General features: G+C 61.4%; 22 protein-coding genes. 14 read left to right on the forward strand and 8 right to left on the reverse strand.

From position 1 onward, the window contains the following. Window positions 1-20 precede the first annotated feature (20 nt). From ACR0P8_RS00700 to ACR0P8_RS00725, 6 genes are all read left to right on the forward strand, one after another. On the forward strand, window positions 21-764 hold the full coding sequence (locus ACR0P8_RS00700; RefSeq protein ID WP_432622715.1) for a DUF3159 domain-containing protein: 744 nt from the start codon (window positions 21-23) through the stop codon (window positions 762-764). Then, on the forward strand, window positions 764-2,029 hold the full coding sequence (locus ACR0P8_RS00705; RefSeq protein WP_432622717.1) for a class I SAM-dependent RNA methyltransferase: 1,266 nt from the start codon (window positions 764-766) through the stop codon (window positions 2,027-2,029). The genes ACR0P8_RS00700 and ACR0P8_RS00705 overlap by 1 nt, the downstream gene beginning before the upstream one ends. After that, window positions 2,026-2,619, forward strand: a complete 594-nt coding sequence (locus ACR0P8_RS00710; protein WP_432622719.1) for a sugar ABC transporter substrate-binding protein — start codon at window positions 2,026-2,028, stop codon at window positions 2,617-2,619. The genes ACR0P8_RS00705 and ACR0P8_RS00710 overlap by 4 nt, the downstream gene beginning before the upstream one ends. A gap of 154 nt (window positions 2,620-2,773) precedes the next feature. After that, complete coding sequence (locus tag ACR0P8_RS00715; protein ID WP_432622721.1) at window positions 2,774-5,248, forward strand: HAD-IC family P-type ATPase; 2,475 nt, start codon at window positions 2,774-2,776, stop codon at window positions 5,246-5,248. Window positions 5,249-5,326: 78 nt separating this feature from the next. Continuing rightward, window positions 5,327-8,026, forward strand: coding sequence for an aconitate hydratase AcnA (acnA, locus tag ACR0P8_RS00720; RefSeq protein ID WP_432622723.1), 2,700 nt, complete (start codon window positions 5,327-5,329; stop codon window positions 8,024-8,026). A gap of 226 nt (window positions 8,027-8,252) precedes the next feature. Further along, complete coding sequence (locus tag ACR0P8_RS00725) at window positions 8,253-8,645, forward strand: VOC family protein (protein WP_432622725.1); 393 nt, start codon at window positions 8,253-8,255, stop codon at window positions 8,643-8,645. On the opposite strand, the gene ACR0P8_RS00730 is transcribed toward ACR0P8_RS00725, so the two are convergent. The 4 genes from ACR0P8_RS00730 to ACR0P8_RS00745 all read right to left on the reverse strand — a co-directional run bounded on the left by ACR0P8_RS00730 (window position 8,635) and on the right by ACR0P8_RS00745 (window position 13,011). Continuing rightward, entirely contained in the window at window positions 8,635-9,309 is a 675-nt protein-coding gene (locus ACR0P8_RS00730; RefSeq protein WP_432622727.1) for a sugar O-acetyltransferase, read from the reverse strand. The two genes, ACR0P8_RS00725 and ACR0P8_RS00730, sit on opposite strands and share 11 nt — an antisense overlap. A gap of 137 nt (window positions 9,310-9,446) precedes the next feature. Beyond that, window positions 9,447-10,736, reverse strand: a complete 1,290-nt coding sequence (locus tag ACR0P8_RS00735; protein ID WP_432622730.1) for an ABC transporter permease — start codon at window positions 10,734-10,736, stop codon at window positions 9,447-9,449. Further along, a complete protein-coding gene (locus ACR0P8_RS00740) occupies window positions 10,723-11,970 on the reverse strand; it encodes an ABC transporter permease (protein ID WP_432622732.1) in 1,248 nt (415 codons plus the stop codon). The genes ACR0P8_RS00735 and ACR0P8_RS00740 overlap by 14 nt, the downstream gene beginning before the upstream one ends. Window positions 11,971-12,015: 45 nt before the next feature. Next, entirely contained in the window at window positions 12,016-13,011 is a 996-nt protein-coding gene (locus ACR0P8_RS00745) for an ABC transporter ATP-binding protein (protein ID WP_432622734.1), read from the reverse strand. 190 nt (window positions 13,012-13,201) lie between these two features. Between ACR0P8_RS00745 and ACR0P8_RS00750 the strand changes: the two genes are divergently transcribed. Together ACR0P8_RS00750 and ACR0P8_RS00755 are read left to right on the forward strand one after the other, a co-directional pair. Continuing rightward, on the forward strand, window positions 13,202-14,422 hold the full coding sequence (locus tag ACR0P8_RS00750; protein WP_432622736.1) for a sensor histidine kinase: 1,221 nt from the start codon (window positions 13,202-13,204) through the stop codon (window positions 14,420-14,422). Then, window positions 14,422-15,081, forward strand: coding sequence for a response regulator (locus ACR0P8_RS00755; protein WP_432622761.1), 660 nt, complete (start codon window positions 14,422-14,424; stop codon window positions 15,079-15,081). Before ACR0P8_RS00750 ends, ACR0P8_RS00755 begins: the two co-directional genes overlap by 1 nt. 58 nt (window positions 15,082-15,139) lie before the next feature. Here ACR0P8_RS00755 and ACR0P8_RS00760 read toward each other — a convergent pair whose 3' ends face one another. From ACR0P8_RS00760 to ACR0P8_RS00770, 3 genes are all read right to left on the reverse strand, one after another. Beyond that, window positions 15,140-17,248: a GmrSD restriction endonuclease domain-containing protein gene (locus ACR0P8_RS00760; RefSeq protein ID WP_432622738.1), complete on the reverse strand. Its 2,109-nt coding sequence runs from the start codon at window positions 17,246-17,248 to the stop codon at window positions 15,140-15,142. Window positions 17,249-17,378: 130 nt separating this feature from the next. After that, a complete protein-coding gene (locus ACR0P8_RS00765) occupies window positions 17,379-18,071 on the reverse strand; it encodes a response regulator transcription factor (RefSeq protein WP_432622740.1) in 693 nt (230 codons plus the stop codon). Further along, a complete protein-coding gene (locus ACR0P8_RS00770; protein ID WP_432622763.1) occupies window positions 18,068-19,351 on the reverse strand; it encodes a sensor histidine kinase in 1,284 nt (427 codons plus the stop codon). Before ACR0P8_RS00770 ends, ACR0P8_RS00765 begins: the two co-directional genes overlap by 4 nt. Before the next feature lie 236 nt (window positions 19,352-19,587). Here ACR0P8_RS00770 and ACR0P8_RS00775 point away from each other — a divergent pair, with 236 nt between their 5' ends. The 3 genes from ACR0P8_RS00775 to ACR0P8_RS00785 all read left to right on the forward strand — a co-directional run bounded on the left by ACR0P8_RS00775 (window position 19,588) and on the right by ACR0P8_RS00785 (window position 22,170). Continuing rightward, window positions 19,588-20,154, forward strand: a complete 567-nt coding sequence (locus ACR0P8_RS00775) for an Ltp family lipoprotein (RefSeq protein ID WP_432622742.1) — start codon at window positions 19,588-19,590, stop codon at window positions 20,152-20,154. 103 nt (window positions 20,155-20,257) lie between these two features. Next, window positions 20,258-21,094, forward strand: a complete 837-nt coding sequence (locus tag ACR0P8_RS00780; RefSeq protein ID WP_432622744.1) for a Bax inhibitor-1/YccA family protein — start codon at window positions 20,258-20,260, stop codon at window positions 21,092-21,094. Between the two features lie 104 nt (window positions 21,095-21,198). Next, complete coding sequence (locus ACR0P8_RS00785) at window positions 21,199-22,170, forward strand: DMT family transporter (protein WP_432622746.1); 972 nt, start codon at window positions 21,199-21,201, stop codon at window positions 22,168-22,170. Between the two features lie 25 nt (window positions 22,171-22,195). Here ACR0P8_RS00785 and ACR0P8_RS00790 read toward each other — a convergent pair whose 3' ends face one another. Continuing rightward, window positions 22,196-22,924: a GTP pyrophosphokinase gene (locus ACR0P8_RS00790; RefSeq protein WP_432622748.1), complete on the reverse strand. Its 729-nt coding sequence runs from the start codon at window positions 22,922-22,924 to the stop codon at window positions 22,196-22,198. Window positions 22,925-23,056: 132 nt separating this feature from the next. Between ACR0P8_RS00790 and miaB the strand changes: the two genes are divergently transcribed. The 3 genes from miaB to ACR0P8_RS00805 all read left to right on the forward strand — a co-directional run. Continuing rightward, window positions 23,057-24,511 (forward strand): tRNA (N6-isopentenyl adenosine(37)-C2)-methylthiotransferase MiaB, encoded by a 1,455-nt coding sequence (gene miaB, locus ACR0P8_RS00795; RefSeq protein WP_432622750.1) that lies wholly within the window; start codon window positions 23,057-23,059, stop codon window positions 24,509-24,511. Continuing rightward, entirely contained in the window at window positions 24,495-25,523 is a 1,029-nt protein-coding gene (gene miaA / locus ACR0P8_RS00800) for a tRNA (adenosine(37)-N6)-dimethylallyltransferase MiaA (RefSeq protein WP_432622752.1), read from the forward strand. The genes miaB and miaA overlap by 17 nt, the downstream gene beginning before the upstream one ends. Window positions 25,524-25,619: 96 nt before the next feature. Next, a partial coding sequence (locus ACR0P8_RS00805; RefSeq protein ID WP_432622754.1) for a DNA translocase FtsK 4TM domain-containing protein occupies window positions 25,620-26,572 on the forward strand: 953 nt, incomplete at its 3' end.

The following is a 26,572-nucleotide window of genomic DNA, read 5'->3' on the forward strand; positions in this document are numbered from 1 at the left end:
GCACCGACGGAATCGACAGCATGAGCGAAACCGAAACCAAGAAGCGCACCGGCATCGGCGCGCTCGCCGACGCCGGCAGCACCGACGACTTCTCCGTGATCGACGCCATCGGCGGCCCGCGCGGCGTCGTCGAATCGATGCTGCCGGGCGTGGTGTTCGTGGTGATGTTCGTCATCACATCCAACCTGCAGCTGACCATCGGCGTATCCGCCGCGCTCGCCGTATTGCAGGTGATTGTCCGCCTGTGTCAGCGGCAGTCCGTCATGGGAGCCGTCTCCGGACTGCTGGCCGTCGGCATCTGCTTGATTTGGGCGTGGAACAGCCATGAGGCGCGCAACTACTATATGTTCGGCTTCTTGACCAACGCCTTCTACATCGTGTTGCTCACGATCTCGTTGATCGCCCGGGTGCCGGGGCTTGGTCTGGTGATCGAATTCATCCGCACGTTGCCGACCGAGCATTTCCGCGCATGGCTGGCGGATTGGCGGGGCGATCGCGCGCTGAACCGTGCGTACACGATCATCACCGCATTGTGGATAGGGGTGTTCTCCCTGCGATTGGTGGTGCAGGTGCCGTTATACTTGGGCAACCACGTCGGCTGGCTTGGCACCGCGCGTCTGCTGATGGGCATTCCGTTCTGGGCTTTGGCGATATGGGTGTCGTATCTGATCGTCGCCACTCCCATGCACCGGCATAAGACGATGGACGTGGCACAGTCCGAAAGCGTGCCGGAGAAGACATCCGAAACGGAGGAACGACACTGATGGAATCGACCATCCGCATCGAACGGTATGCAGACCAGGGCCGTTGCGTCGGCCACATCGACGGACGGGTAGTGTTCGTGCGATTCGCCTTGCCTGGCGAACTGGTCCGTGTGGTGCTGGACGAGCCGCATGACCGCGAGGACCGTTTTTGGACGGGCGAGGTGGCGGAAGTGCTGGAGGCCAGCGACGACCGCGTCGACCCGGTCTGGCCTCTGGCCGGTCCGCTCGCCATGGGCGGCGGCGTCGGCGGCGCCGATCTGATTCACGTGTCCCTTTCCGGCCAGCTGAAATGGAAGGCCTCGTCCATAGCCGAACAGATGAAAAGACTTGGCCACGTCGACGTCGAAGTGCCGATCGAACGCATGCCCGAGGACGAGGCGGAACAGGGCCTGCATTGGCGCACCCGCATCGAGATGATCGCCGACGACGAAGGCAGGCCATCCATGCGCAGGCGGGGCACCCACGTGCGGGTGCCCATCGACACCATGCCGCTGGCCAGCCGGGCGCTTCTTGAGGTGGCCGAAAAGGAACACGTGTGGGACGGCGGCTTCACGCCCGGATCCCAGATCCGTCTGGCGGTCCCCGAACCGCGCGACGGCGCCGAAATCGCCGGAAACTATGCCGTCCTCGTCGACGGCGAGGTGGCATCGGGCAATCGCGAGCTCGTCGAAAAGGCCACGGTCTGCGGACACGAATTCGAATACGGCGTGGACGCGGGCGGATTCTGGCAGATGCACCGCCACGCGCCTCTCGCATTGACCAACCACGTGATGTCCCTAGTCCACGGCGAGCTTGACGGAGCCGCATCCGCATGCCTGTGGGACCTGTATTCCGGTTCCGGTCTGTTCACGTTGCCGTTGGCCACGTTGAGCGCCGAACGCGTGCGCATGCTGAGCGTCGAAGGCGGCAGAACCGCGGTCAAACACGCGCAGCGCAACTTGAGGGCCATCCACATGGGCAATGTCGACGCCCGCACGGGCGACGTCGCCAAAACCCTCGCCAACGTGCGCAACGACCTGTCCAGACCGGATGTCGTGGTGCTTGATCCGCCACGCGCCGGCGCGCGTGCGAAGGTGTGCGGGCAGGTCGCCGAATCCGGCGCGCGCGCCATCGTATACATCGCCTGCGATCCGGCCTCGCTGGCACGCGACACCGCTACGTTGACGCGGCTCGGATACGCCCTCGCCGACATTCGGGCTTTCGACATCTATCCGTCCACCCACCATGTCGAGACGGTGGCCTTGTTCAGGAAAGACGCGCGGTGAACGGTCACGTGAGGCGCGCGGCCGCCGGCCTCATCGCAGCGGCCTGCATCACCTCCATGCTGTCGGCCTGCACGCCGGGCAATGCCGCGGTGGGGGACACGCAATCCGCCGATGACGCGGTCGCCCACATCACCAAGGACCGCAACAGCCTCAACGTGGCGATGATCGGATCCCAGGACATCCAATCAGACCGTATGGCCATGGAGGCTTTGAAGACGGGCGGTCTCAAACCGGTCTACCTGCCCGTCTCCGGAACCGTCGACGCGCAGGCCACCGCCCGGCAGGGCGTCAAGGACATGACGCAGCGTATGGCCGACATCATCGTCATCGCGGGGATGGACGCGTCCGGCGCGAACCACGACGGCTGGTACGAGATGTTGGACGCGCCAAGACAGGCCGGCATACCGGTCGTGTTGCTCGACCCCATCTCCATGCCGGCCGACAGCGCATTGTTCGCGGCGACGCTCAAAACCAACGATCGCATGACGGATGCCAAGCCGCTCGCCGACGTGGTGGCCGCCATCGCCAACAACGATCCGCATGATCGGGAGATCATCGTCACTACCATGAACCGCAAGACCCGCGGATGATCCGATAAGCATGGGATCCATCCCATCTGATTCCGCTGCTCCGCCGACCGTTTCAGGCTGTGGCACTGTACGTTCCCTGAAAAAACCCTGAATTTTGCCGGAGCGTTACGCAAAAACCCCATGGACGCGGAATCCAAGGCGGTAGGCTGGCAACATGAGTGAAAGCCAATCCATGCCCGAGACCGACGAAAAGGGACTCACCGCCGCCGAAGTCGCCGCCCTTACGGAAAGCGGGCAGACCAACGCCGTCAAATCCTCCACCTCACGTTCGCTCGCCGACATCGTGCGGGCCAACGTCTTCACTCTGTTCAACGGCATCATCTTCGCCGCCATGATCATGGTGCTCATCACCGGTTCATGGAAGGACGCCGTATTCGGCTTCGTCATACTCATCAACACCGGAATCGGCATCGTCACCGAATTGAAAGCCAAGCATACGCTCGACAAGCTGTCGATCCTCGTCGCATCCGACTATCTGGTGCGTCGCGACGGCGAAAACGTCGAGGTTCCGCACAACGAGATCGTGCTTGGCGACCTCATGTGGATCCGTTCCGGCGAGCAGGTGCCCGCCGACGCGCAGATCATACGCACATGGGGATTGGAACTTGACGAATCCATGCTCACCGGCGAATCGCGCACCGTCCGCAAAAACGAAGGCGATGACATCTACTCCGGCTCCACCGCGGTCTCCGGCATGGCTTTGGTGCGCGTCACGGCGGTCGGCGCCCACAGCTACGCCGCCACACTGACCGCGCAGGCGAAGGTCTACAAGAAGACCGTCTCCGACATCAACAAGGGCATCAACACCATCCTCAAATTCATGACCTTCCTCGTCGTGCCGCTGTGCGTGCTGCTCATATGGTCGCAGGTGCACGCCGTCGGAGGCTGGAATGTCGCCGTCGCCACCGGACAATGGCGTTCCGCGGTCGTGTCCGCGGTGGCCGGCGTGGTCGGCATGATCCCCGAAGGCCTCGTGCTGCTCACCTCGCTCAACTTCGCGCTCGCAGCCATCCGTCTGGCACGCAAGAATACGCTCGTGCAGGAACTCGAATCCGTGGAGACCCTCGCACGTGTGGACTGCCTGAACCTCGACAAAACCGGCACCGTCACCGACGGTGGCATCGTGCTTAACGAAGTGCGCATGCTGGATGGTTCCGATGCCGGCGCCGAAGCCGCGCGCGCCGTGAAACAGGCACTGTACGACCTGTCGAACGAAGGACAGCCGAACGGCACGGGACAGGCGATTCTCGCCGGACTCGGCGAACAAGGCTTCACGGCGGGCGTCGTCAGGGAGCGTGTGCCGTTCTCATCGGCCCGCAAATGGAGTTCGATCGACGATGGGGGCGCGGTATGGACGATGGGTGCCCCGGAAGTCGTCATATCCCATCTGCAGGGCGATTACGCCGATGTGCTCAAGCAGGTCAACGATTTCGCGAACGACGGCAACCGTGTGCTGCTGATCGCGCGGCACGACGGATCCGCTCCGGCCGATTACGAAAGCGATCCCGCGATCGATCCCGCTTCACGGCCGGTCGCGCTGGTGCTATGCTCCGAACATATCCGCGACGACGCCGAGGCGACGCTCGCATGGTTCCGCGAGCAAGGCGTCCGCTGCCGCATCATCTCCGGCGACAATCCCGTCACCGTAGGCGCGATCGCAAGAAAAGTGCGGCTTACCGGAGATGCGGAGCCGCGTTTCATGGATGCGCGCGAACTGCCATCCGACATCACGGAGCTGGCGAGGACGCTGGAGGACGTGGACGTGCTCGGCCGTGTACTGCCCGACCAGAAAAAGGCGATCGTCCAGGCGTTGCATCTGGGGGAGCATGTCGTGGCGATGACCGGTGACGGCGTGAACGACGCGCTCGCCATCAAGGAGGCCGACCTCGGCATCGCGATGGGCAACGCGGCCCCCGCCACCAAAGCCGTGGCGCAAGTGGTGCTCGTCGATTCGAGGTTCTCGCACCTCCCCGACGTGGTCGCGCGCGGACGCCAGGTCATGGCCAACATGGAACGTGTGGCCAGCCTGTTCCTCGTCAAAACCGTATATTCCGCGCTGATTTCGCTCGGCGTGGTCCTGACGCAGATCCCCTTCCCGTACCTGCCCCGCCATATCACGTACATCGGCGCCTTGACCATCGGCATGCCGGCGTTCATCCTGGCGCTCGCTCCGAACACGCGCCGTTACATTCCCGGATTCCTCGGACGAGTGGTGCGGTTCGCGCTGCCCGGAGGCATCGCCACGGCTCTGGCGATACTCGCCAATTCGTGGATTCTGCCGATGATCATGGGCTGGGACGTCCGCCGATCCGCCTCGCAGCTGGGCATGCTCCGCGGAGTCAACGCGATCATCCTGCTGATGATGGGCATCTTCGTGCTGGCGCGCGTGGCCCGGCCGCTCAACTCGTGGAGAGGCGGTCTCGTGCTGACGTTCGCGGCGGCGGGCGTGGCGGGCATGTTCGTTCCGCTCGTCGCGAGGTTCTTCGCGCTCATGGTGCCGGCCGGCGAAATGCTCGCGGCGACGTTCGCCGCGCTTGCCCTGTCCGCCATCGTCTTCGCGCTGTGCCTATGGTGCGTTCCGAAAATGGTCGGTATTTTCTCACGTTTCAAGAAGACACGCCAGAGCTGATACGACGTCGCGGTATCGTTGAAACGGATAATCGACTGTTGCAAAGCAGTTCAAGCAGCCATAAAGCTCGGAGGTAGCATGTCTGTGCGCGATGACCAGCTCGACACCCTGAAGGTGGGCGGCAAGGATTACGACTATTACCGTATCGCGGATTTGCCGGGCATCGATCATCTTCCGTATTCGTTGAAGGTTCTCGTCGAGAATCTGGTGCGCAACATTGATGGCGCCAACATCACGGATGATCATGTCAAGGCACTGTTGGATTGGGATCCGGCTGCGCAGCCGAGCCACGAGATTCAGTTCACGCCGTCCCGAGTGGTGATGCAGGACTTCACCGGCGTGCCGTGCATCGTCGACCTTGCTACCATGCGTGACGCGGTCAAGGAGCTTGGGGGAGACCCGGAGGTCATCAACCCTCAGGTCCAGTCGGATATGGTGATCGATCACTCCGTGCAGATCGACAAGTATGGCGTCGCCGATGCCGTCGAGCAGAACATGGACATCGAATACCAGCGCAACGGCGAACGCTACCAGTTCCTGCGTTGGGGCCAGCAGGCCTTCCGCAACTTCCGCGTGGTACCGCCGGGAACCGGCATCATCCACCAGGTCAACATCGAATACCTCGCCAAGGTCGTCATGACCAAGGCGGAACAGAACGGCAACATCCTCGCATACCTCGACTCCTGCGTCGGCACCGACTCGCACACCACCACCGTCAACGGTCTGGGCGTGCTCGGATGGGGTGTGGGCGGCATCGAAGCCGAAGCCGCCATGCTCGGACAACCGATTTCCATGCTCGTGCCGCGCGTCGTCGGCTTCAAGCTCACCGGCTCCATCCCCGAAGGCGTCACCGCCACCGACGTGGTGCTCACCATCACCGACATGCTGCGTCAGCACGGCGTGGTCGGCAAGTTCGTCGAATTCTACGGCGAAGGCATCGCCTCCGTACCGCTGGCCAACCGTGCGACCATCGGCAACATGGGTCCGGAATTCGGTTCCACCTGCGGCATCTTCCCGATCGACGGCGTCACGCTCGACTACCTGCGTCTGACCGGTCGCTCCGAAGAGCAGATCGCCCTCGTCGAAGCCTATGCCAAGGCCAACAAGCTGTGGGGCGACACCACCGACCCGAACTACGTGGAACCGCAGTATTCCGAATACCTCGAACTCGACCTCGGCACCGTCGTGCCGTCCATCGCAGGCCCGAAGCGTCCGCAGGACCGCATCAAGCTGAGCGAATCCAAGACGAAGTTCGAAGCCACCCTGCCGGATTACGAGACCGACAAGACCGTGCAGAAGCCAGTCGCCGTCTCCACCGACTTCCGTGGCGACTTCGACATCAAGAACGGTGATGTGGCCATCGCATCCATCACCTCCTGCACCAACACCTCCAACCCGTCCGTCATGATCGCGGCCGGCCTCATCGCCCGCAACGCGCACGCCAAGGGACTCAAGCCCAAGCCGTGGGTCAAGACCTCGCTTGCACCAGGTTCCCAGGTCGTGGCCGACTACCTCAAGGCCGCCGGCCTGCAGGATGACCTCGACGCGCTTGGCTACCAGCTCGTCGGCTTCGGCTGCGCCACCTGCATCGGCAACTCCGGCCCGCTGCTGTCCGAAATCTCCGAAGCCATCAACGCCAACGACTTGACCGTCACCTCCGTGTTGAGCGGCAACCGCAACTTCGAAGGCCGCATCAGCCCCGACGTCAAGATGAACTATCTGGCATCCCCGCCGCTCGTCATCGTCTACGCGCTCGCCGGCACCATGGACTTCGACTTCGAAACCCAGCCGCTTGGCAAGGACAACGAAGGCAACGACGTGTACCTCAAGGACATCTGGCCGACCAACGAGGAGGTCGCTGCGGTCGTCGACGGCACCGTCAGCCGCGAGATGTTCCTCAAGGACTATGCCTCCGTATTCGAAGGCGACCGCCGTTGGAAGGGACTCGATGTACCGGAAGGCGAACTGTTCGCCTGGGACGAGAACTCCACCTACGTGCGCAAGCAGACCTTCTTCGACGGCATGAAAGCCACCCCGGATCCGGTCAAGGACATCCACGGCGCCCGCGTGCTCGCATTGCTTGGCGACTCCGTGACCACCGACCACATCTCCCCGGCAGGCGCGTTCAAGGCCTCCAGTCCGGCAGGCAAGTACCTCACCGAGCACGGCGTCGAACCGAAGAACTTCAACTCCTACGGTTCCCGCCGAGGCAACCACGAAGTCATGGTCCGCGGCACGTTCGGCAACATCCGCCTGCGCAATCAGCTGCTCGCCTCCGTCGGCGAGGAAGTCACCCCTGGCGGCTTCACCTACGACTTCCTCAGCAAGAAGCCGACCACCATCTTCGAAGCATCCCGCGACTACATCGACCATGACGTGCCGCTCGTCGTGCTCGCCGGCAAGGAATACGGCACCGGCTCCTCCCGTGACTGGGCCGCCAAGGGCACCGTCATGCTGGGCGTCAAAGCCGTCATCACCGAAAGCTTCGAACGCATCCACCGCTCCAACCTCATCGGCATGGGTGTGCTCCCGCTGCAGTTCCCCGAAGGCGAATCCTACGAAAGCCTCGGATTGAACGGCACCGAAACCTACGACATCTCCGGCATCGAAGCGCTCAACAGCGGATCCACCCCGAAGACCGTCCACGTCACCGCCACCCATGATGACGGTTCCAAGACCGAATTCGACGCGGTCGTGCGCATCGATACGCCGGGCGAAGCCGACTACTACCGTAACGGAGGTATTCTCCAGTACGTCCTGCGCAACCTGATGAAATAGCCGAAGGACGGAGCGTCGGCTGCGTTGCTCGGAACTCGACGTACCTTCGTACGCCTTCGTTCCGTGCGCCTTGCCGACGCACACGTCCTTCGACTATTTCCAGAGGAGCGTTTTCTGCGCTGATCCGCTTAGCAGATCAGCGCGTGAGGCAGAATTCGACGCAATGATGAGTGGGCCGGAATCGCGAGGTTCCGGCCCACTCTCGTATCAGCGCTAGGGTAGAGGCATGCTTGATCACATCACTCTTCATGCTTCGGACGCGAAGCGGAGCATCGCGTTCTATACCAAGGCCCTAGCGCCACTCGGCTACATTCCCAAAGCGCATCACGAGCCGACCATCGGATTCGGCGTCGATGACGGCACGCCGCGATCCGACTTCTACGTCTCGCCGATGGACAAGCCCGGCCAAACTCCCGTTCCCACGCATATCGCATTCCGTGCCGACAGCGAGCAGACCGTACGCGACTTCCACGAAGCGGCACTCGCCGCCGGTGGAACCGACAACGGCAAGCCGGGACCACGCGCCTACCATCCCGGCTATTACGCCGCTTTCGTGCTCGACCCGGACGGCAACAACATCGAAGCCGTCACCGACTGGTCGCACGCCGTCAGTCGGTAAGCGAATCCTTCCAAGCGTGGTATTCAGCGGCCTTGGCCTGCCAGTAGTTGCGGTCGTCGTTCGTGATCGGACGGATCACATGGCACGGATTGCCCACGGCCACCGAATGCGACGGGATGTCCTTGACCACCACGGAACCGGCACCAATCACCACGTCATCGCCGATGGTCACGCCAGGGCCGACCACCACATTGCCGCCGAACCACACATCATTGCCGATGGTGATGGGACGTGCGCCTTCCGGTCCGGAAGCCCGTACCTCGGCGTCGATCGGATGGTAAGGGGTGTACAGTCCCACGCGCGGACCGAAGAACACACGGTCGCCGATGGTGATTCTGGCCACGTCGAGGAAGATGCAATCCATGTTGGCGTAGAAATTGTCGCCGATGTACGTGTTGCAGCCGTAGTCGCAGTTGAATGGCGGCTCCAAGAACGCTCCCTTGCCGAGCGAGCCGAACAGTTCGCGGAAGAGACGGTCACGTTCCTCAAAAGCGTCGTATGCCGACGTGTTGATGGCCTGCACCAGGCGACGCTTGCGCATGTTCATCTCGCGTTGCTTCGGGCTGTCCGCCACATACAGCTCGCCGGACAGCATACGCTCCCACTCGTTCGCGGGAGTCTCGGCAGGGGTTTGTGCAATGGGATTTTCACGGTCTTCCGTCATATGGACTCCTTTTATGGAACCGTCGATCGCGATGCGCCGGTTTTTATGAACGGCGTCCGCGGAAAGGAAACGGGGCGAGCCCTATTATACGATTTGCCTCCTGTGCCGCACGCCGTTCATCGGAATCGGCATACGATTCACTTGGCCAACTGTGTGGTGGCGGGGGAGGCCAACGTCGGACGCATGCGGCGAATGCGCCCCAATGCCAAGCCCAGGCAGATGAACGCGACACCGAACAACGCGACCAGACCGATCGACGACGCCCAAGAGCCGTAATCCACTCCGGTCACAGACGCTGTACCAAGCCCGAACACATCATCGATGGACGCGCACAGCCACCAACCGGGCAGCAGCTTGCCAATCATGATCATCGGTTCGGGCATCATATCCACGGGGAACGCCATGCCGGACGTGAACATGCACAACAGGCCGAATACGTTGGCAAACGCGTTGACCGCCATTTCGGAGCATCCGACCGACCCCAGCAGGAATCCGCAGGCGACCGACATCAAGGTGTAGACGAACAGCGAGATGAACGACAATCCCACATTCACAGGCGTCAACCCGTCGAACGGCACTCCGGCCATCGCCAGCAATGCCAACGTGGCCGCGGTGTATCCGACGCACACCACCAGACCGAGCGTTGCGCAGGCGAGCAGCTCCTGCATTCCCGTCGATACCAGCCGTGCGGGCGACGAATACAGACGCCGACGGATCTCACCGTCGTTGAACGCGCCGACCACCAGGAACGTGCAGATCGGCATGACCAGCAGCAGCGGATACAGGCCTGTTTTGATGGTGCCGGCGAACGCGGAAGCGGCCGGCGTCACGTTTCCGTCACCATCGGAAGGCGACTGCACCACCGCGATCTTCGATGATTTGGCATCGGTTTCCGCGGTTTCCAATACCGTCCGCATGGCCGTGCCCAGTGACTGTCGCATACCCGCCTGACCCAGATATGCGGTGCGCGTCAGCGACAGGAATTCATTGACTTCCAACTGGGAAAGCGAACCCGCGCCGGAAGTGTAGCTGACGACGGTCTCGACCGTCGGCTGGCTCTCCGACGAGTCATCCAGATACTTCTGGTAATCCGAAGCGAAACCATGCGGCACAATCGCTATCAAATCGACGTAATTCGATGCGACCGCCTGCTGCAGTGCCTCGGAATCGTCCTCGACGTCCACCATCTCGCCATCCAACGCAAGATAGGAACGCAGCGCCGACGAGACGCCATCGGCATCGCCATCGCGGTCGATCACCGCCACCCGCGCCGTATCGGGACGGAACACCGCATCGCCGCTCATGGCCGAGCCACGCATGATCTGCCAGCTGATGGCGAACATCATGATGCCGATGAGCCCCAGATAGATGACCAGGTACATCTTGCGTGATTTCAGGATCCTCAGCGCGGTCCTACAGGTATTCATAGCGTTGCCTCCTCAACAGAACGGTCGCCACGGCAAGGCAGACCAAGCTCATCGCGGTGAGAATGCCGGCGGTGGTGAAGAAAGGTTTGAGATTGTCGTAATACAGGATGTCGTAGAACAGGTTCGTGATCTGCTGCGCCGGATTGATGAGGCTCAGCACGGGCGCCTGCCGGGCGATCCGGTCGCTGAGCTGCATGGCGAACTGTCCATAAAGTCCGGAGAACAAGGACAGGATGCAGGCAAGAGCCGTGCACAGGCCATGTTTGGCACCCGTAGGAATCTTCGGCAACGCTCCCAGCAGCGTGCCGAACGCGCTCGCGGCGAACGATGCCACCAGGCACGCGCCGACCGCGGCCCATTCCCGTCCACCCAGAGAAATCCGGCAGCCGAAGCGGATGTAGAGCATCGCCACGGTCAGACTCAGGAACGAGCACAGCCAGCTCGACAGGAATCCGGCCAGCAACTGCCTCAGCTTCGGCAAAGGCGAAACGGAACGACGGACACCCAAGGCGGAAAGATTCGCCTGCGTCATCGTCACCGCATTGATGGCGAAGCTCATGGCCATCAACGCGGCCAAGCCCAGCAGCGCGTAATAATAGCGCGCGGTGCCGCTCGGCTTGAAATTCGTCAGCTGAATCTCCTTCGTATAGCCGCTCGCCGAGCCGATGCTGCCGGTCAACGCGCCATCCATAAGCGCGGCCGGATTGTGTCTGGCGATGTCCGTGACGACATCGGCGTTGCGATTGTACAGATCCACGATATTGCCCAACACGGTCAGCGAGATATCCAATCCGCTGCTCGACGCCATCACATCCGACGCGGACGACTGCGTCGACTGCGATACGGAGAACCTCAGCCTGCCGTCGACGACCTGCAGCATGCCCTGCACGTTGCCATCCGCCAAAAGCCGTTCCGCCTGCGCGACCGAATCCACCTTCGTCGCATTGACGAGCTTCGAACCGCCATCCGGATCCACCTTCGCGTACCCATTGCTGCCGGACGCCGACGAATCGGACGAAATGCCGTCGACCAGCACTTGCGCGCCGTAGGACGTCTTCCACGCGGTATCCTCGACCACAGCCACGTCAAGCGTGTGCAACTCGAAGCTGTCAGCGATGTTGCCGAACATGCCGTTGAACATGGTGGCCAGGATGATGGGAAAGGCGAACAGCCAGAACAGCTGCGTCTTCTCCCGCAAATGCAGTTTGAGATTGACCAAGAACGTTTGCCACATGATGTCACATGCCTTTCGATTGCCTTCGGGAATGCCGAAAGCGGTTCAGTCGCGCAACGCGGTGCCGGTCAGCTCAAGGAACACGTCATTGAGCGTCGGCTGACGACTGGAAAGATGACCGATATTCGTGCCATCGTGTTCCAACAGCTGCAGCACATCGATGAGATTGTGGTCGCCTCTACGGCAATTCACCCTCAACTCATGCCCGTCATAATCGGCGCCGATCACGAACGGCAACGCGCGCAGCCGCTCAAGCGTGGCGTCGGCCGCGTCCGCATGTCCTCCCAGGTCGTCGGTCTCGATGCTGATGCGCTCGCCGGTATCAATCATCGCCTTGAGCTCGTCGGCGGTGCCGAGCGCCAGATGCCGGCCATGGTCCATGATGAGGATTCGGTCGCAGATCTGCTCGACCTCCTCCATGTAATGACTGGTGTAGATCACCGTCGCACCCTCCCGATTGAGCCGTTGGATGCCTTCGAGAATCGCATTGCGGCTCTGTGGATCGACGGCGACGGTAGGTTCGTCGAAGAAGATCAGATCAGGCTGGTGCGCGATGCCGCATGCGATGTTGAGCCGTCGTAGCAGACCGCCGGACAGCTTCGCCGGACGGTACTTGCGATAACCGGCCAAACCCACGAAATCCAACGCCTCCTCAACCAACACACGTCGTTTCGCCTTGTCTGGAACATACAGCGAGCAGAAGTAATCGATGTTCTCCTCGACGGTCAGTTCATTGAACACGGCGACGTTCTGCGGCACGATGCCGATACGGCGTTTCAACGCATAGCTGGTGGGAGTGATGCGCTCGCCGAACATGCGTACGGTGCCCTCGTCGAAGGTGAGCAGCGCGAGCATGCAGTTGATGGCGGTGGTCTTGCCCGAACCGTTGGGACCCAGCAGACCGAAGATCTCACCCTGCTTCACGTCGAGGTCAAAATAGTCGAGGGCCACCATGTCCCCATAGCGTTTCACCAGTTTCGAGACGGTGACCGCGCTCGCCACGCCGTTCGTGTGCCCATCCATGGCTTGCTCCTTTCCCATATGCGTCATGTTTCCATTGTCCCGTCGTCCGGTGCCCCCGACATAGTGTCCGCAGTCATGATTGCCTCGGCAAGGCCGTTTCCAGGCATGACAAATGTCATTTTCTTCCATACCGTCGTATGGGCGCAGCACGTGTGCATTACTCTTGAAAAAGACGAAGACCATGACGATATGACGGACGGGAGGCGGTATGCAACGACTGCTGTTCCAAGCCGTGTTCCTGGTCATGGGCATGATCGTTGGCATGCATGCATCCGGCGATGTCGGCCCCGGACTGGTGTGTGGGGCGCTTGTGGCGGTGTGCTGCGCCGCGGTGGGGGAATATGCCGGCGGCTCATGCCTCACTGCGGCGATGCTTGTCGTATTCGATGGCATGGCATGTCTCGTGCCGTCCTGGTATCCGATGCTGCCGATTTTCGCGTTCACCGCGGCTTCGCTCCCCAAAGCCGGCAAACGCCCTTTGTTCGTGGCGTCACGCTGGCTATGGTTGTCTCCCATGGTCGTGTCGCCGTTGCGTTCCGGATTTTCAGCAATGGTCGTCGCGATGACGGCATTGCTGACGATTCTGGGATTCGCGGTGGGTATGCTCTGCGCACACGAAACACGGCTCGCCGGCGAGGTGCGGCGATTGCAGGATTCCCGACGCGACCAGATACGTAGGTTGCGTTCCCGTCTCGCCGAGAATGACGAGGACCGTGCTTTGGCGGTGCGCACAGCCACGCTCGCCGAGCGTACACGCATAGCCCGTGAGATTCATGACAACGTCGGCCATATGCTGACGCGGGCCATCATGCAGACCGAAGCGGCGCAGGTGGTGGCACGGGTTTCCGGACAGGAGCAGTCAGCACGACGTTTTTCCGAAATCCATGGCACGGTGAACGAGGCGATGACCCTGGTGCGTCGCGCCGTCCATGATCTCAAGGACGAGGGCGTGGATTTCACCGCACAGATCATGGCGGCTGCGCACAGCATGGATGACGCAGGACGGCTGTGTGTGGAGCTCGACAACGGTGTTTCCACGGCGCCGGCCGCGGTGGCCCGCTGCTTTGCCACCACCATCCGCGAAGCATTGAACAATACGGTCAGCCACAGCCAGGCAAGGAACGTCTCGATCGTATTGCGTGATTTCCCCGCACTGTGGCAGCTGCGCGTGCAGGATGACGGTGCCAGATGGAGCCCTGCCGGCGGTACCTCCACTGCGGAGGCTGCGCGTCCAGGCGATTCCACAGGCATAGGCGTCGCGGACATCGAGGAACGCGCTCGTGCGCTGGGCGGCTCCGCGGTGTGCGGGCCATACCATGAGGGTTGGCGCGTGTTCGTGTCCATTCCCAAAACAGTGTCTCGAACGGCAGCGGGAATAGGTGTGCAGTCATGCAAACAGGCGCAACAGGCAAGGAAAGGAGAACGATGATGCGCGTGGCCATCGCCGATGACGATCCGATTGTCTGCTCGTCATTGTCCACGATTCTCGAGGCCACCGGCACCGCCGACGTGGCGTGGACCGCCAATACGGGCGCGGACACCGTAATCCGGTATCGGGAAGATGTCCCCGACGTGTTGCTGGTCGATGTGCAGATGCCCGGAATGAACGGATTGGAGGCATCGGAATCGATTCTCAATGCGTATCCGGATGCGCGAATACTTGTGCTCACCACGTTCGCCGATGAAAGCTACATCGCCAAGGCGTTGGAAATCGGCACGAAAGGCTACCTGATCAAACAGGATGTCTCCTCCGTCATCCCCGCAGTGCAGGCCGTCATGGCGGGGCAGGTTGTCATGGGTGCCGAAGTGCTGGGCAAACTGCGCGCCGGAATCCAGCCATCGGCAATGAAGACGCCGCCGGATTCCAGCGACATCGCCGTCGGTGGAATCGCTGAACGTTTCAAGAGCCTCACCGAACGCGAGCGTGAGGTGCTGGACCTGGTGGCCGAAGGATTGGACAATCGTGAGATCGCGGCGCGGCTGTTTCTGAGCGAAGGCACGGTGCGTAATCGCATCAGTGGCATTCTTGCCAAAACCAATATTTCCAATCGCACCAAACTCGCCGTCGAATGGCTTGCCTGCCGTTGACTCGTCGGGTTGATTGGGCTGGCCGGGGTTGATTGCGGACTGTGTTGCGCGTTCGTCCCTAGTGTCTGCGCAGACGGTATGCCTTCCAGACATCGCTGAGCCTTTGCCCGTTCGACGTGCGTTTCCATACAGTGAGTCCCGCAGAGGAGCCTCCGACCGCGCGTGCCGCTGCGGTGGGGGTGGCGTATTCCTTGCCGTCGTCCATGCGTAGTTTGCCTCCCGCGGTGACGGTCGCCACCCAGCGTTCGCCCTTGCGTGGCCGCTCCCATACCAAGGTCTCTCCGGGGATGAGCAGTCCGGCTTCGAGCACTTGGGCGATGCTGACGCGTTTGGAGGTCGGGGAGTGCGCCGCGGTTTTCGCGGTGAGTGTCTCCTCGTTCAGCGTCGACAGGTCCGTGTTGTCGGCGTCATATCGGATGTTCCAATGGTCGGCGATGAGCCGTACGGTCTCGTCCTGTCGGTATTGCAGGGTCTGCGGCGTGCATTCGGCGATGTCGGCGAGCTCGGCGGTCAAGGGGAATCGTTTGGAGCTTGCTGAAAGCAGCATGCGGTCGCGGCGTTGCGCGAAGGTGGCGAGCGGCGCGACCTGGTTTTCGTTGGCTTGGCTGAGTGCCAGATTGCCGATGCGATTGGTCCAATGGTCCCGCACGGATTCCGGCCAGGCGGCGAAATCAGATTTCGCTACAACCTGTTCGGGCAGGATCGGCAGGGCTTTGAGGCTACGTGGGCGGATGATACGGTGGCCGGCCTTCTGTTCGTTGGCTCGGATGAGCAGAAGTTTCTTCATGGCGGGACTGGTTTGCAGTTCGCCGCGCAGATGCGCGAGCGCCGACCTTCGATCCTCGTCGGTGATGAGGAAGCCGCGGATTTGCTGGAGGGTGTGTCCTTTGTCGAGGTCGCGTATGGCGCTGGCGGCGCGGGTCCGTCTTGCGAGGGGGCTTTGCCTGTTGAGGCTGTCGACGCCGGTGACGCGTTCGAGCGCGCTGAGCACGTCGTGGAGCCTGTCGATGTCGTGCAGTTGGAGTTTCTCGTCGCGTTTGTCCGTGGTGACGTTGTCGGGCGCGTGGAATCCTGGGGTGGCGAACACTTGGGCGTTGGCGCTGCCGAGGTTGCGGATGGAGTTGACCAGCGCCCACATGGCCACGGGTTTCCAGTCAGTGGTCTGGTAGTCGGCGAGCGAGACGAGCAGGGCCACGATGCCATCGGGCAGATTGGCGTCGGTCGGACGGCTGAGGATGAGCCACGCGTTGGCGTAGGGGGCGAGTAGGTCGTCGATGAAGGAGATCACGTTCTGCTGTTTCACGTAGGGTTTGAGCACGTCCTTGCGGAATTCCTCAAGCAGCTGCGTGCAGACGGCCTTGTGCGAGACAATCAGATGCAGGTCGGCGAAGAATTCCTCGAGCGTGTGCGCGTCGTCGCCGAGCGGATCCATGATGTCGTCCCATCGGGTGGCGTAGGCGTTGCGTGCGGCCGGGGATATTTCCGCTATGGTCTTCGCTTTGAACACGTCGGATGCGGTCAGTGGAACGCCGCGCATGTTCATCACGTCGAAGATACGGTGCGCGCCGGCGAGGTCATCGGTGGTGACGATGACGAGGGTGACGCCGTTGACCAGGTATGAGGCGAACCTGCGGCGGTCCTTGGTTTCCATGGCGGCGAGCGCGTCGAATACCCGTCGGGTGTTGATGGCGATGTTGCGTTGCGCGTGGGAGGCTATGTCGTTGTCTCTCAGGTCGAACAGGCCTTCCAGATCGCCTTCCTGCACGTACATGCGGAAGAAGTCGGTGTCGCGTTCGCGTAGTCTGAGCCGTGGCTCGGCTTTGATGCCGCGTAGTTTGTCTCCCGGTTCCAGGATGAGGTCGTTGAGGCTGTCGATGAGGTCGGGGTCGTCCTCCAGTTCGCGCAGTACGGAGATGATGATCGACAGGGAGATGAGGCGTTGCTGTCCGTCGATGACCTGGTATTGGGTGGGGCCGTCCTTGACGAGGATGAGTGATCCGAGGAAGTAGGGCGTGTCCGGGTCGGCACAGGCGTCCTGCAGGTCGTTGACGAGCTGTTCTATGTTCTCCGCTTGCCAGGTGTATGCGCGTTGGAATGAGGGGATGGTGAACTGGTAGTCGGAGGTGAACACCTTGCCCAAGGGTTTTTCCGTCGCGCTGATTGCCATTTCGACCGCCGTTCCTCGTTGATAACGTTTGCGCCTTGTTCGCGGCGCATCACCTCCACTTTATGATAGGGGGTGCCCTGGCATTTTTACGGCCGTAGTCTCGGACGCTGGCTTTGTTCGTGTCTTCGCGTCACAGCCGTTCCGGCAGATCCGCGCGTTCCACGAGTCTCGCCATCTGCACGCGTCCCATGCGCAATCTGTCCGCGGCCGAGGAGATATGCGCCTTGACGGTACGTTCTGAGATGAACATGCGTTCCGCGATTTCGGCATTGGTGAATCCGTCGGCTGCGAGAACCACCGCCTCACGTTCTCGTTCGGGCAACGCGTCCAGCATGGCGCGGGCCTCATCGCGGCGTGATTGCGGCTGCTGCGCGCCGAGATCGCTGATGAGTTGCCGTTGGCTGGCCGGATTGAATTGGGGCAGTCCGTCGCATACGGCCGTGACGCGGCGGATGATGTCCTCCGGCGCGTCGGTTTTGGAGACGAAGCCTTCGGCTCCGGCCTCGACGGCCCGTTCCACGGTTCTATTCGGGCTCAGGGACGTCAGTATCAGCACGTGCGGCGGGCGGGGCAGCGCGCGCAGTCTTCGCGTCGTTTCGATGCCGTCCATGCCTGGCATGGCGATATCCATCAGGACCACATCGGGATGTGTTTTTTCGGTCTCGTCGATTGCTTGGCATCCATCGGTGCAGGTGAAGACGACATTGAGCCCGCCATTGGAGTAGTCTTCGAGAATCAGCCGCATGGCTTGGCATATCATCGGATCGTCATCGATCACGCCGACTGTCGTCGGCTTGTCGTCCCTGCTCTCTTCGCTGCTCACTCAACCCATGGTAGCCGCACGTCCATGTGGAACGTGTGTCGTGAGTCAAAACCGAACCGGCATGTTCCGCCGGCCTGTCGCACGCGTTCCGCCAGTCCAGGCAATCCGGCGCCGGTCCGGACCGTCTTCGTGGAATTTTCCTCCGGTGGTGTGACGTCGGACGTGACCGTCGGATTGGAGACGTGCGCGTGCACGCCCTGGGACGGGTTCACGGTAAGTTCCAACGATACCGGCGTGTTCGGCGCGTGACGGCTCGCGTTGGTCAGTCCCTCCTGAAGGGCGCGGTATGCGATTTTGCCGGTTTCCTTGCTGAGCCGTCCCAGTTGCTGGATGTCGATCCATGTGTCGAGCCGCATACCGGCCGCGCGTGCGTCGCCGATGAGCGTTTCCAAGGATTCGCGAGTCAATGAGGTCTCATCGGATGGAGCCAGCTGCTCCCGTGCCTGTTCCGGATGCCGCAGCATGTCGATGACGCTGTGCGCCTCATCCAATGCTCCCGCGGCCTGTTTTCTGATCTCATCCGTCTTGTCCGCGATCCGTTCGGCTTGTTCGGCCAGCCGTCCGGCATCCACGGCGTTTGCCTCGGCGGCGAGTTTTTTCGATTCGGCCTGCAGCGCACCCGCATTCAACGCCAGTAGGGAGAGGGAATGGGCAAGCGTGTCATGCGCCTCGGCCGCTATCGCATCGGCAAGCTGCTGGCTGTCGATGGTGGTCCTAAGCTGTGCCGCCCGCGCGTCCGCCGCGTCCGCCTTGGCCGAAGCCAGTGTTGCCAGAGCTCGCGATCGGATGTGCAATCCCGCCAGAGTCGCGATGGTCAGTTCAAGCAATGCCGCCACTACCGCGGTGATGACGATGGTGCGTTCGTCGGCGAGCATGACCAGATCGGTGCCGTATTGGCTGCCGGTGTTCGGCTTGACGAACACCATATGCCATAGCGACGCTTCCGGCGGTTGCGTCGCGTCGCGCACTTGAGAGACGATGGCGACGATTCCCCCTGCCGTGATTGCGCGGATGCTCATCCGCGCATCGTTGCGCCGGGCCAGCAAGGCGGCCAATGCCATCAATTCGATGGCGGGATCATAGGGGAGGAGCAGAACGGCGATGCAGGCGGCGACGAACGTGGCGCGCGGGTAACGGGAACGGCCGAGTAGCAGGAATCCCGCCGCGAACGACAGCAGCGTGCAGAACACCATCCACGCATATGCGGCGGAATCCTGGTCGAATCGTTGCGCGGCAAACGCGGTCTGCGCCATGCACATGAAATCCGAGCAGACCACCATCACCGCGGTGCACCAGGTTTTGGTGCGTACCGGCACATCGATTGCGTCTGGTGCGTTCGTCGTCTCGCTCATGGTCCCCATTATCGGCCCCACACGGAGAATACGCCATTGTTCTTCCGTGCGTTTCCCCTATGCCCCAAAAGGCGGTGTTGAATGTCCTTTCGTCCAATACCGTCGAAGCGCGAAATTCCGTACTCTCGAAAATATCCCAACCGCTTCGAGAAGAAGGAACGATCATGAGTGGTTATATCGCCCCGCAACAGCCCATCCAACCCCAGGCCCCAATGCAGCCTGTCCAGCCGACGGTGAAGGCGAAAAAGCCTCTGTACAAGCGTGTGTGGTTCTGGATAATTGTCGTGGTGGCGATACTGGTAGTTGCCGGAACCATGGGAGGCAACGGATCGTCGGCGGATGGAGTCAAGACAACGACGGCCACGCAGTCCCAACAGACGACGGATACGAAGAAGGACGAGCAGAAGAAGCAGGAGGATTCGGTTCCTCCGGAATACAAGTCGGCTCTTCGCCAAGCCGACACCTATGCCAACATCATGCATATGTCCAAGGCTGGTCTGTTGAAGCAGCTGACCAGCGAATACGGCGGGAAGTTCTCGCAGGAAGCGGCCCAATACGCTGTCGACAACGTCCAGACCGACTGGAATGCCAACGCGCTCGCCAAGGCGAAGTCTTATCAAGAGAATATGGCCATGTCGCCCGAGGCGATTCATGACCAGCTGACCAGCGAATACGGAGATCAGTTCACTCAGGAGGAAGCTGATTACGCCATCCAGCATTTGAACGATTGACGAGATGGTGCCGGCGGCCGTATGTCCGGCACCTTTTCGGGGCTTTCATGAAACGGTCAGAAAAATGCCGTACTATGGTGCGTAATCGAGTTAAGGAGCGATTATGACATTCGGTCAGCAGCCCCAGGGCAACAGCGCCAATGGATTCAACGGCCAGCCGTATGGCCAGAACCAGTACAACCAGAATTCGTACGTCCAGAACCAGTATCAGTATGCGCCGCAAGGGGCCTATGCGCAGTCCGTGCCGGCCCAGGCAACCTATTCCTATGAGCACGCCGAACGAGTTTCCGTCACCCGCGCCTATGGTGAGATGACCATCGGCCTGCTCGTCACCGCCGTGGTGGCCATCCTCACCCAGGTCACCGGTGCCTACATCGCCCTCATCCAGGCTCTTGGTGTCATCGGCGTGTGGGCGCCGCTCGTCGTCGAAGTCGTGCTCGCCATCTATCTCGCCGCGCGCATCGAGAAAATCACTCCGACCACCGCTCGTGTCATGTTCTATGTGTACGCCGCGATCATGGGCTTCTCGCTGAGCACCATCTTCATGGCATACGATCTCGGCACCATCGGCATCTCGCTGGCCCTGTGCGCGGGCTTCTTCTTCGCGCTGACCATGCTCGGCATGACCACCAAGGTCAATGTGCTCAAGGCTGGACCGGTTCTGATGGTTGGTCTTATCGTGCTGATCGTCGCCGAGGTGCTGCTCATGATCTTCGCCCCCGGACAGACCACTTTGATGCTGGTCTCCGCCATCGGACTCGTGCTGTTCGCCGGCATGACCGTCTACGATGCCCAGTCCACCCGCGCGCTGTTCGCCCAGTATGCGGGCCAGGGCGAGGAGATGATCAAGAAGGTCTCCATCATCTGCGCGCTGAACCTGTATTTGGACTTCGTGAACATCTTCCTGTATGTCCTTCAGCTTCTGGGAGATAGGGACTGATTCCGCACTTGTGGACGCGGCATTTGTGCCCATTCATCCAAGGCCTGACCAGAATATGGTCAGGCCTTTTCGTATGCAAGAAGCTCGCCGTAGGGTAGTGGCTCATGCGGAGGAAAGAGATAGGCGGCATGGCCTGCCTGGTGTTGACGGCCATGATCTGGGGGTTCGCGTTCGTATCCCAAGTGCAGGGCATGACATCCATGAGCCCCCTGTTCTTTGGTGCCACACGATTCACGTTGGGGGCATTGTCGCTGGTGTCGCTGCTTTGGTTCCGTCGCGGCACCATAACCGAGCAGGAGCGGCGCCGTCGTGAATCGCAGGAGAATCCGACCATCACACTTGGCGACGGCAGAATCGTGGCCATGCCGAAATGGACGGGCAATCCCGTGGTCGTCAGCATCATATGCGGCATCGTGCTGTTCACCGCCAGCACCGTCCAACAGTACGGCGTGCTCTATTCCGGATCAGCCGGACGTTCCGGCTTCATCACGGCGCTGTACATCGTCATGACGCCGCTGCTCGCCTTCCTCACCCTGCGCCGCCGCGTGACGGCGAACGTCATCGTCAGCGTCGCCATCGCCGTGGTCGGCTTCTATCTGCTGTGCATCACCAACGGCTTCGGATCGATAACTCTCGCCGATGTGGTGCTGCTGTTCACCGCCGTGCTGTTCGCCGGGCACATCCTCGTGATTGACACGTTCGGACGGCATATGGATCCGATTCTGCTGTCTTTCGGACAGATCTCCACCACCGCGGTCCTCAGCTGGATAGGCTCCCTGTTCGAAGGCTCCGTCGATTGGGCCGGCGCGATGCAGAGCTGGTTCCCGATCGTATACGCGGGCGTGGGCTCGGCGGGCGTGGCCTACACGCTGCAGGTGATAGGACAGCAGCTCGTGCCGCCATCCCGCGCCGCGGTGATCATGTCGCTGGAATCGTTCTTCTCCGCGGTGGGTGGCGCGCTGCTGCTCGGAGAGGTCATGACCGCGCGCGGCTACGTCGGATGCGCGTTGATCTTCGCCGGAACCATACTCGCGCAGATTCCGGTGAAGGTGCCGAAGCTCCTCAGACGCGAATGACGGGGCGGGGCGGCCCCAAGGAGCGTCAGCTCGTCTGCGGAGCCTCGCCCGCCTGAGGCGCGCTGTTGATGTCGCGGTGGATGTTCTGCATCTGCGTCTCGATGTTCTGTAGACTGCGCGCACAGTCGAGCAACGTCTGGGAATGCTCGGCGAGCTTCGCGTCCGGCAGATCGGTCTTGTATCGAAGCGCATGCTCCAGACTCGCCCAGTAATCCATGGCGATGGTGCGCAGCTGCACCTCCACCGGCGTGTAATGCGGGCCGGAGGAAAGGAACACCGGCACCGCGTAGATGACATGCAGCGACCGGTACCCGTTCTGCTTCGGATTCTTGATGTAGTCCTTGACCCGCAGCACCTGGATGTCGCTCTGAGCCGACAGATAGTTCGCCACGGAATACACGTCGTCGCGATAGTTGCAGATCACGCGGACGCCTGCGACGTCGAACAGGTTGTCCTTGATCGCGTCGACGGTCAGCGGAAGATTCCGCCGCTGCAGTTTGCCGATGATCGAATTGATCGATTTGAGACGACGTTCCATATGATGGATCGGATTATGGGAGAAGCGGACCTGGAACTCCGAATCGAGGATTTCCAGTTTTGTGCTTATTTCGTACATCGCGCCCTCATACACCTGCATCTGGTCGATGAACTCGGTGATCTGCTCAGGGGCGAGAGGACCCTGCCCGAGGTCGATGTTCTTCAGATGCGTCTGCAATTCCGTGGTGTTGATGCGGTTCTGTCTATCAAGTATCACAGGAGAACAGTGTACCTTTCCGCGTGTCGCGAAACTGGACGTGCGCTGTGAACGAGCCCCGCGTAACGGGTGTTTCCTGGGTGCGGGGCTTTCCGAAACGCCTGTGCCGCCCTGCCGATAGCATGGTTTCTTATGAACGAAGACATGATGACCGAGGCGGAGCGCGCCTCGAAGCTGGCCGAGCCGGCCGGGAACGGCACTTCCACGCGAGGCAAGGGCGTGTTCTACGTGCATACGCTCGGATGCCAGATGAACGTGCACGATTCCGAACGCATCGCCGGCGTGCTCGAGGCCGACGGCTACGTGCCCGCCACCGAGGAACAGTATCTCGACCATGATGTCGATCTGATCGTCATGAACACCTGCGCGGTGCGTGAGAACGCCGCCGAGCGCATGTACGGCACCATCGGACTATGGGCGGAGATGAAAAGGGAGCGGCCGAATCTGCAGATCGCCGTTGGCGGCTGCATGGCCCAGCTCGACCGTGAGAAGATCGCAAAGAAGGCCCCTTGGGTCGATGCCGTGTTCGGCACCAAGAACATTGGGTCCCTGCCGCAGCTGCTCGACCAGGCCCGCATCGAAGGACACGCGCAGGTGAAGGTCAAGGAGGAACTCAACTACTTCCCGAGCCAGCTGCCTACGGACCGTGCGTCGAAGGTGTCGAGTTGGGTGTCCATCTCCGTCGGGTGCAACAACACCTGCACCTTCTGCATCGTGCCCACCACCCGAGGCAAGGAGCATGACCGCCGTCCGGGCGACATCCTCGCCGAGATCCGCCAATGCGTCGATGAGGGGGCCAAGGAGGTCACGCTGCTTGGGCAGAACGTGAACTCCTTCGGTTACGGCATCGGCGACCGTTTCGCCTTCTCCAAGCTGTTGCGCGCCTGCGGCAAGATCGAAGGATTGGAACGAGTGCGATTCACCTCGCCACATCCGGCCGCCTTCACCGATGACGTGATCGCCGCGATGGCCGAGACGCCGAACGTCATGCATCAGCTGCATTTCCCGTTGCAGTCGGGTTCCGATCGGATTCTGCGGGCGATGCGCCGCTCATACCGTTCCGCCAAATTCCTTGACATTCTGCGCAAGATCCGTGAGGCCATGCCCGACGCGCAGATCTCCACCGACATCATTGTCGGCTTCCCGGGCGAGACGGAGGAGGATTTTCAGGAGACGCTTCGCGTGGTGGAGGAGGCCCGGTTCGCCTCCGCGTTCACCTTCATCTATTCCCCTCGCCCCGGCACGCCGGCCGCGTCGATGGAACAGTTGCCGCACGACGTGGTACAGGATCGTTTCGAACGGCTCGTCGCCTTGCAGGAGCGCATCACTGAGGAGAACCTCAAAACCTTCGAAGGACGTGACGTCGAGGTGATGGTCACCGGCGCGTCCGGCAAAAAGGATGCCGCCACCCACCGTGTCACCGGCCGCGAGAAGACCGGCGTGCTGGTCCATGTCGGCGTTCCGGAAGGCGAGCCGACACCGCAGGTCGGCGATTTCGTGACCGCCACCGTCACGCATGCCGGCCGTCACAACCTCATCGCCGACCCTGATCCGAAAGCGGGGCAGACCTATGCCGTCCGACACTGAGCGGATTTCTGAGCAAACGGAACGGAACGGCGGACGCAAGGTCGTCTCCATCGTCGGACCCACCGCGTCCGGCAAGACGGGACTTGGCATCGCCATCGCCAAAGCGCTGGCGGCCAAAGGCGAACGGGCGGAGATCATCAACGCCGACGCCTACCAGATGTACAAGGGCATGGACATCGGCACCGCCAAGGCAAGCCCCGAGGAACAGGCCGAGGTCAAGCATCACCTCATCGACATCATCGAGCCGGATGATGCCATGTCCGTGGCGCGTTTCCAAGAATTGGCCCGCGACAAAATCGCCGAATTGCATGACAGGGGAGTGCGTCCGATTCTGGTGGGCGGCTCCGGTCTCTATGCCCGTGCCGCCATCGACGACATCTCCTTTCCCGGCACCGATCCCGAGGTGCGCAAGCGTCTCGAGGAGCGGGAGAAGACCGAGGGGGCCGGCGCGCTGTTCGACGAGCTCAAGGCGAAGGATCCCGAAGCCGCCGCGCGTATGGATCCGCACAATCCGCGTCGCACTATCCGCGCCTTGGAGGTCATCGAGGTGACGGGCCGGCCATATTCGGCCAGCCTGCCGCATTACCGGTACGTGATCCCCACCGTGCAGATCGGCCTCGACCTGCCACGTGAGGAACTCGATCGCCGCATCGATGTCAGAACCAAACACATGCTGGAAAACGGTTTCGTTGAGGAAGTGGAACGTATCCGGCCCAGACTCGGCATCACCGCGGGCAAGGCGCTCGGATACCAACAGGTGATCGACTATCTGGACGGCCTGTGCGACCTGAACGACACCTTCATGAGCATCGCGCAGAAGACCAAGCGTCTTGCACGCAAGCAAATGGGATGGTTCGGCCGCGACCCCCGCATCCACTGGCTGCAGGCGCTCAATCCCGCATTGCTCGACAACGCCATGGCAATCATCGAGCATGCGGACGCAGGCGACTATGACGCCATCGACGCCCAGGCCGACGCCTACACGCAGCATCATCTCGGCGATATCTCATAATCGGAACGCCGACGCCATACGAGCATGCGCGAATCCGTCGGCGATACAAGAAAATGTCGTGCCATGGCGGTGCCCATGGGTAAAATCATGTCTGTTATGGCACGAACAGCATCTTCCACCCCGAAATCAAGCGGCAAGTCAAACGGCAAGGGATCCGCAGGTAAATCGCGTTCCGGCGATACCAAGGTCATGGACGAGACCGAACCGTCGGCGATGGCGGTCATACTGCGCAAATACCGCCGCGACATCGCATGTTTCATCATGGCCATTCTCGCGGTGCTGTTTTGCGCATCCGAATGGTTCCGGGTCCAAGGCGCCTTCGGCCAGGTGTTGCACGCCATGGCATCGGGACTGTTCGGCCTGACCAGTGTGATTCTGCCGGTCTTCCTCGCGCTTGTGGTGTTCAGCCTGATGCGCAAAACCCAGAACCGGAACGAGAACCTCCATATGGCGCTCGGATGGCTCATGATTCTATGGTCCGTCTGCTCGATTCTCGACGCGGCCATCGCCTCCGATTCCACGACTTTCGACATGGCTTTGCTGCAGCGCGCCGGAGGATTGCTCGGCTATGTGCTGGGATGTCCGTTGGCATGGGGACTTTCCAAAGGTTTTTCGATCGCGATTTTCGTGGTCGTCATCCTTTTCGCACTGCTGCTGATCACCCATACGCGCGTCACGCAGATTCCCGACAAGGTGGGGACGTTGGCATCGAGGTTCTTAGGCACGTCGAAGCAACGTGATGACACCGTCGACGAGACGGAGCAATTCCCCAACGAAGTGCGTGTCGGCGATACGACGCTCGCTTTCGCCGAAGGGGTCCCGTCGCATGACGGCACTGATGAGAATGATGACGACGTCAAACCGGGTCTGTTCGCCCGTATGAGGCAACGGCTTTCGTCCCGCAAAGCCAAGCATGATGAGGACGGCGATCTCGATCATTACGCCGGCGACGAAGCGTTCCTTAACGCGGCCGATCGCCATGGGCAGATTGCGGAAACCATGGTGGACGATTCCGGACGACGCGACACGTCGCCGCGGAGCATATCCTC

The organism is Bifidobacterium sp. (assembly GCF_050874245.1).
Lineage (GTDB): Bacteria > Actinomycetota > Actinomycetes > Actinomycetales > Bifidobacteriaceae > Bifidobacterium.

Bases quoted from the DNA above. Each gene is read 5' to 3' on its own strand.
- ACR0P8_RS00785 (WP_432622746.1), top strand. From the start codon at position 21,199: ATGCGGAGGAAAGAGATAGGCGGCATGGCCTGCCTGGTGTTGACGGCC.
- ACR0P8_RS00775 (WP_432622742.1), top strand. From the start codon at position 19,588: ATGAGTGGTTATATCGCCCCGCAACAGCCCATCCAACCCCAGGCCCCA.
- ACR0P8_RS00735 (WP_432622730.1), bottom strand. From the start codon at position 10,736: ATGAATACCTGTAGGACCGCGCTGAGGATCCTGAAATCACGCAAGATG.
- ACR0P8_RS00755 (WP_432622761.1), top strand. From the start codon at position 14,422: ATGCGCGTGGCCATCGCCGATGACGATCCGATTGTCTGCTCGTCATTG.
- ACR0P8_RS00760 (WP_432622738.1), bottom strand. From the start codon at position 17,248: ATGGCAATCAGCGCGACGGAAAAACCCTTGGGCAAGGTGTTCACCTCC.
- ACR0P8_RS00770 (WP_432622763.1), bottom strand. From the start codon at position 19,351: ATGGTGGTCTGCTCGGATTTCATGTGCATGGCGCAGACCGCGTTTGCC.
- ACR0P8_RS00705 (WP_432622717.1), top strand. From the start codon at position 764: ATGGAATCGACCATCCGCATCGAACGGTATGCAGACCAGGGCCGTTGC.
- ACR0P8_RS00745 (WP_432622734.1), bottom strand. From the start codon at position 13,011: ATGGGAAAGGAGCAAGCCATGGATGGGCACACGAACGGCGTGGCGAGC.
- acnA (WP_432622723.1), top strand. From the start codon at position 5,327: ATGTCTGTGCGCGATGACCAGCTCGACACCCTGAAGGTGGGCGGCAAG.
- ACR0P8_RS00725 (WP_432622725.1), top strand. From the start codon at position 8,253: ATGCTTGATCACATCACTCTTCATGCTTCGGACGCGAAGCGGAGCATC.
- ACR0P8_RS00740 (WP_432622732.1), bottom strand. From the start codon at position 11,970: ATGTGGCAAACGTTCTTGGTCAATCTCAAACTGCATTTGCGGGAGAAG.
- ACR0P8_RS00715 (WP_432622721.1), top strand. From the start codon at position 2,774: ATGAGTGAAAGCCAATCCATGCCCGAGACCGACGAAAAGGGACTCACC.
- ACR0P8_RS00730 (WP_432622727.1), bottom strand. From the start codon at position 9,309: ATGACGGAAGACCGTGAAAATCCCATTGCACAAACCCCTGCCGAGACT.
- ACR0P8_RS00750 (WP_432622736.1), top strand. From the start codon at position 13,202: ATGCAACGACTGCTGTTCCAAGCCGTGTTCCTGGTCATGGGCATGATC.
- ACR0P8_RS00780 (WP_432622744.1), top strand. From the start codon at position 20,258: ATGACATTCGGTCAGCAGCCCCAGGGCAACAGCGCCAATGGATTCAAC.
- ACR0P8_RS00700 (WP_432622715.1), top strand. From the start codon at position 21: ATGAGCGAAACCGAAACCAAGAAGCGCACCGGCATCGGCGCGCTCGCC.
- miaB (WP_432622750.1), top strand. From the start codon at position 23,057: ATGAACGAAGACATGATGACCGAGGCGGAGCGCGCCTCGAAGCTGGCC.
- miaA (WP_432622752.1), top strand. From the start codon at position 24,495: ATGCCGTCCGACACTGAGCGGATTTCTGAGCAAACGGAACGGAACGGC.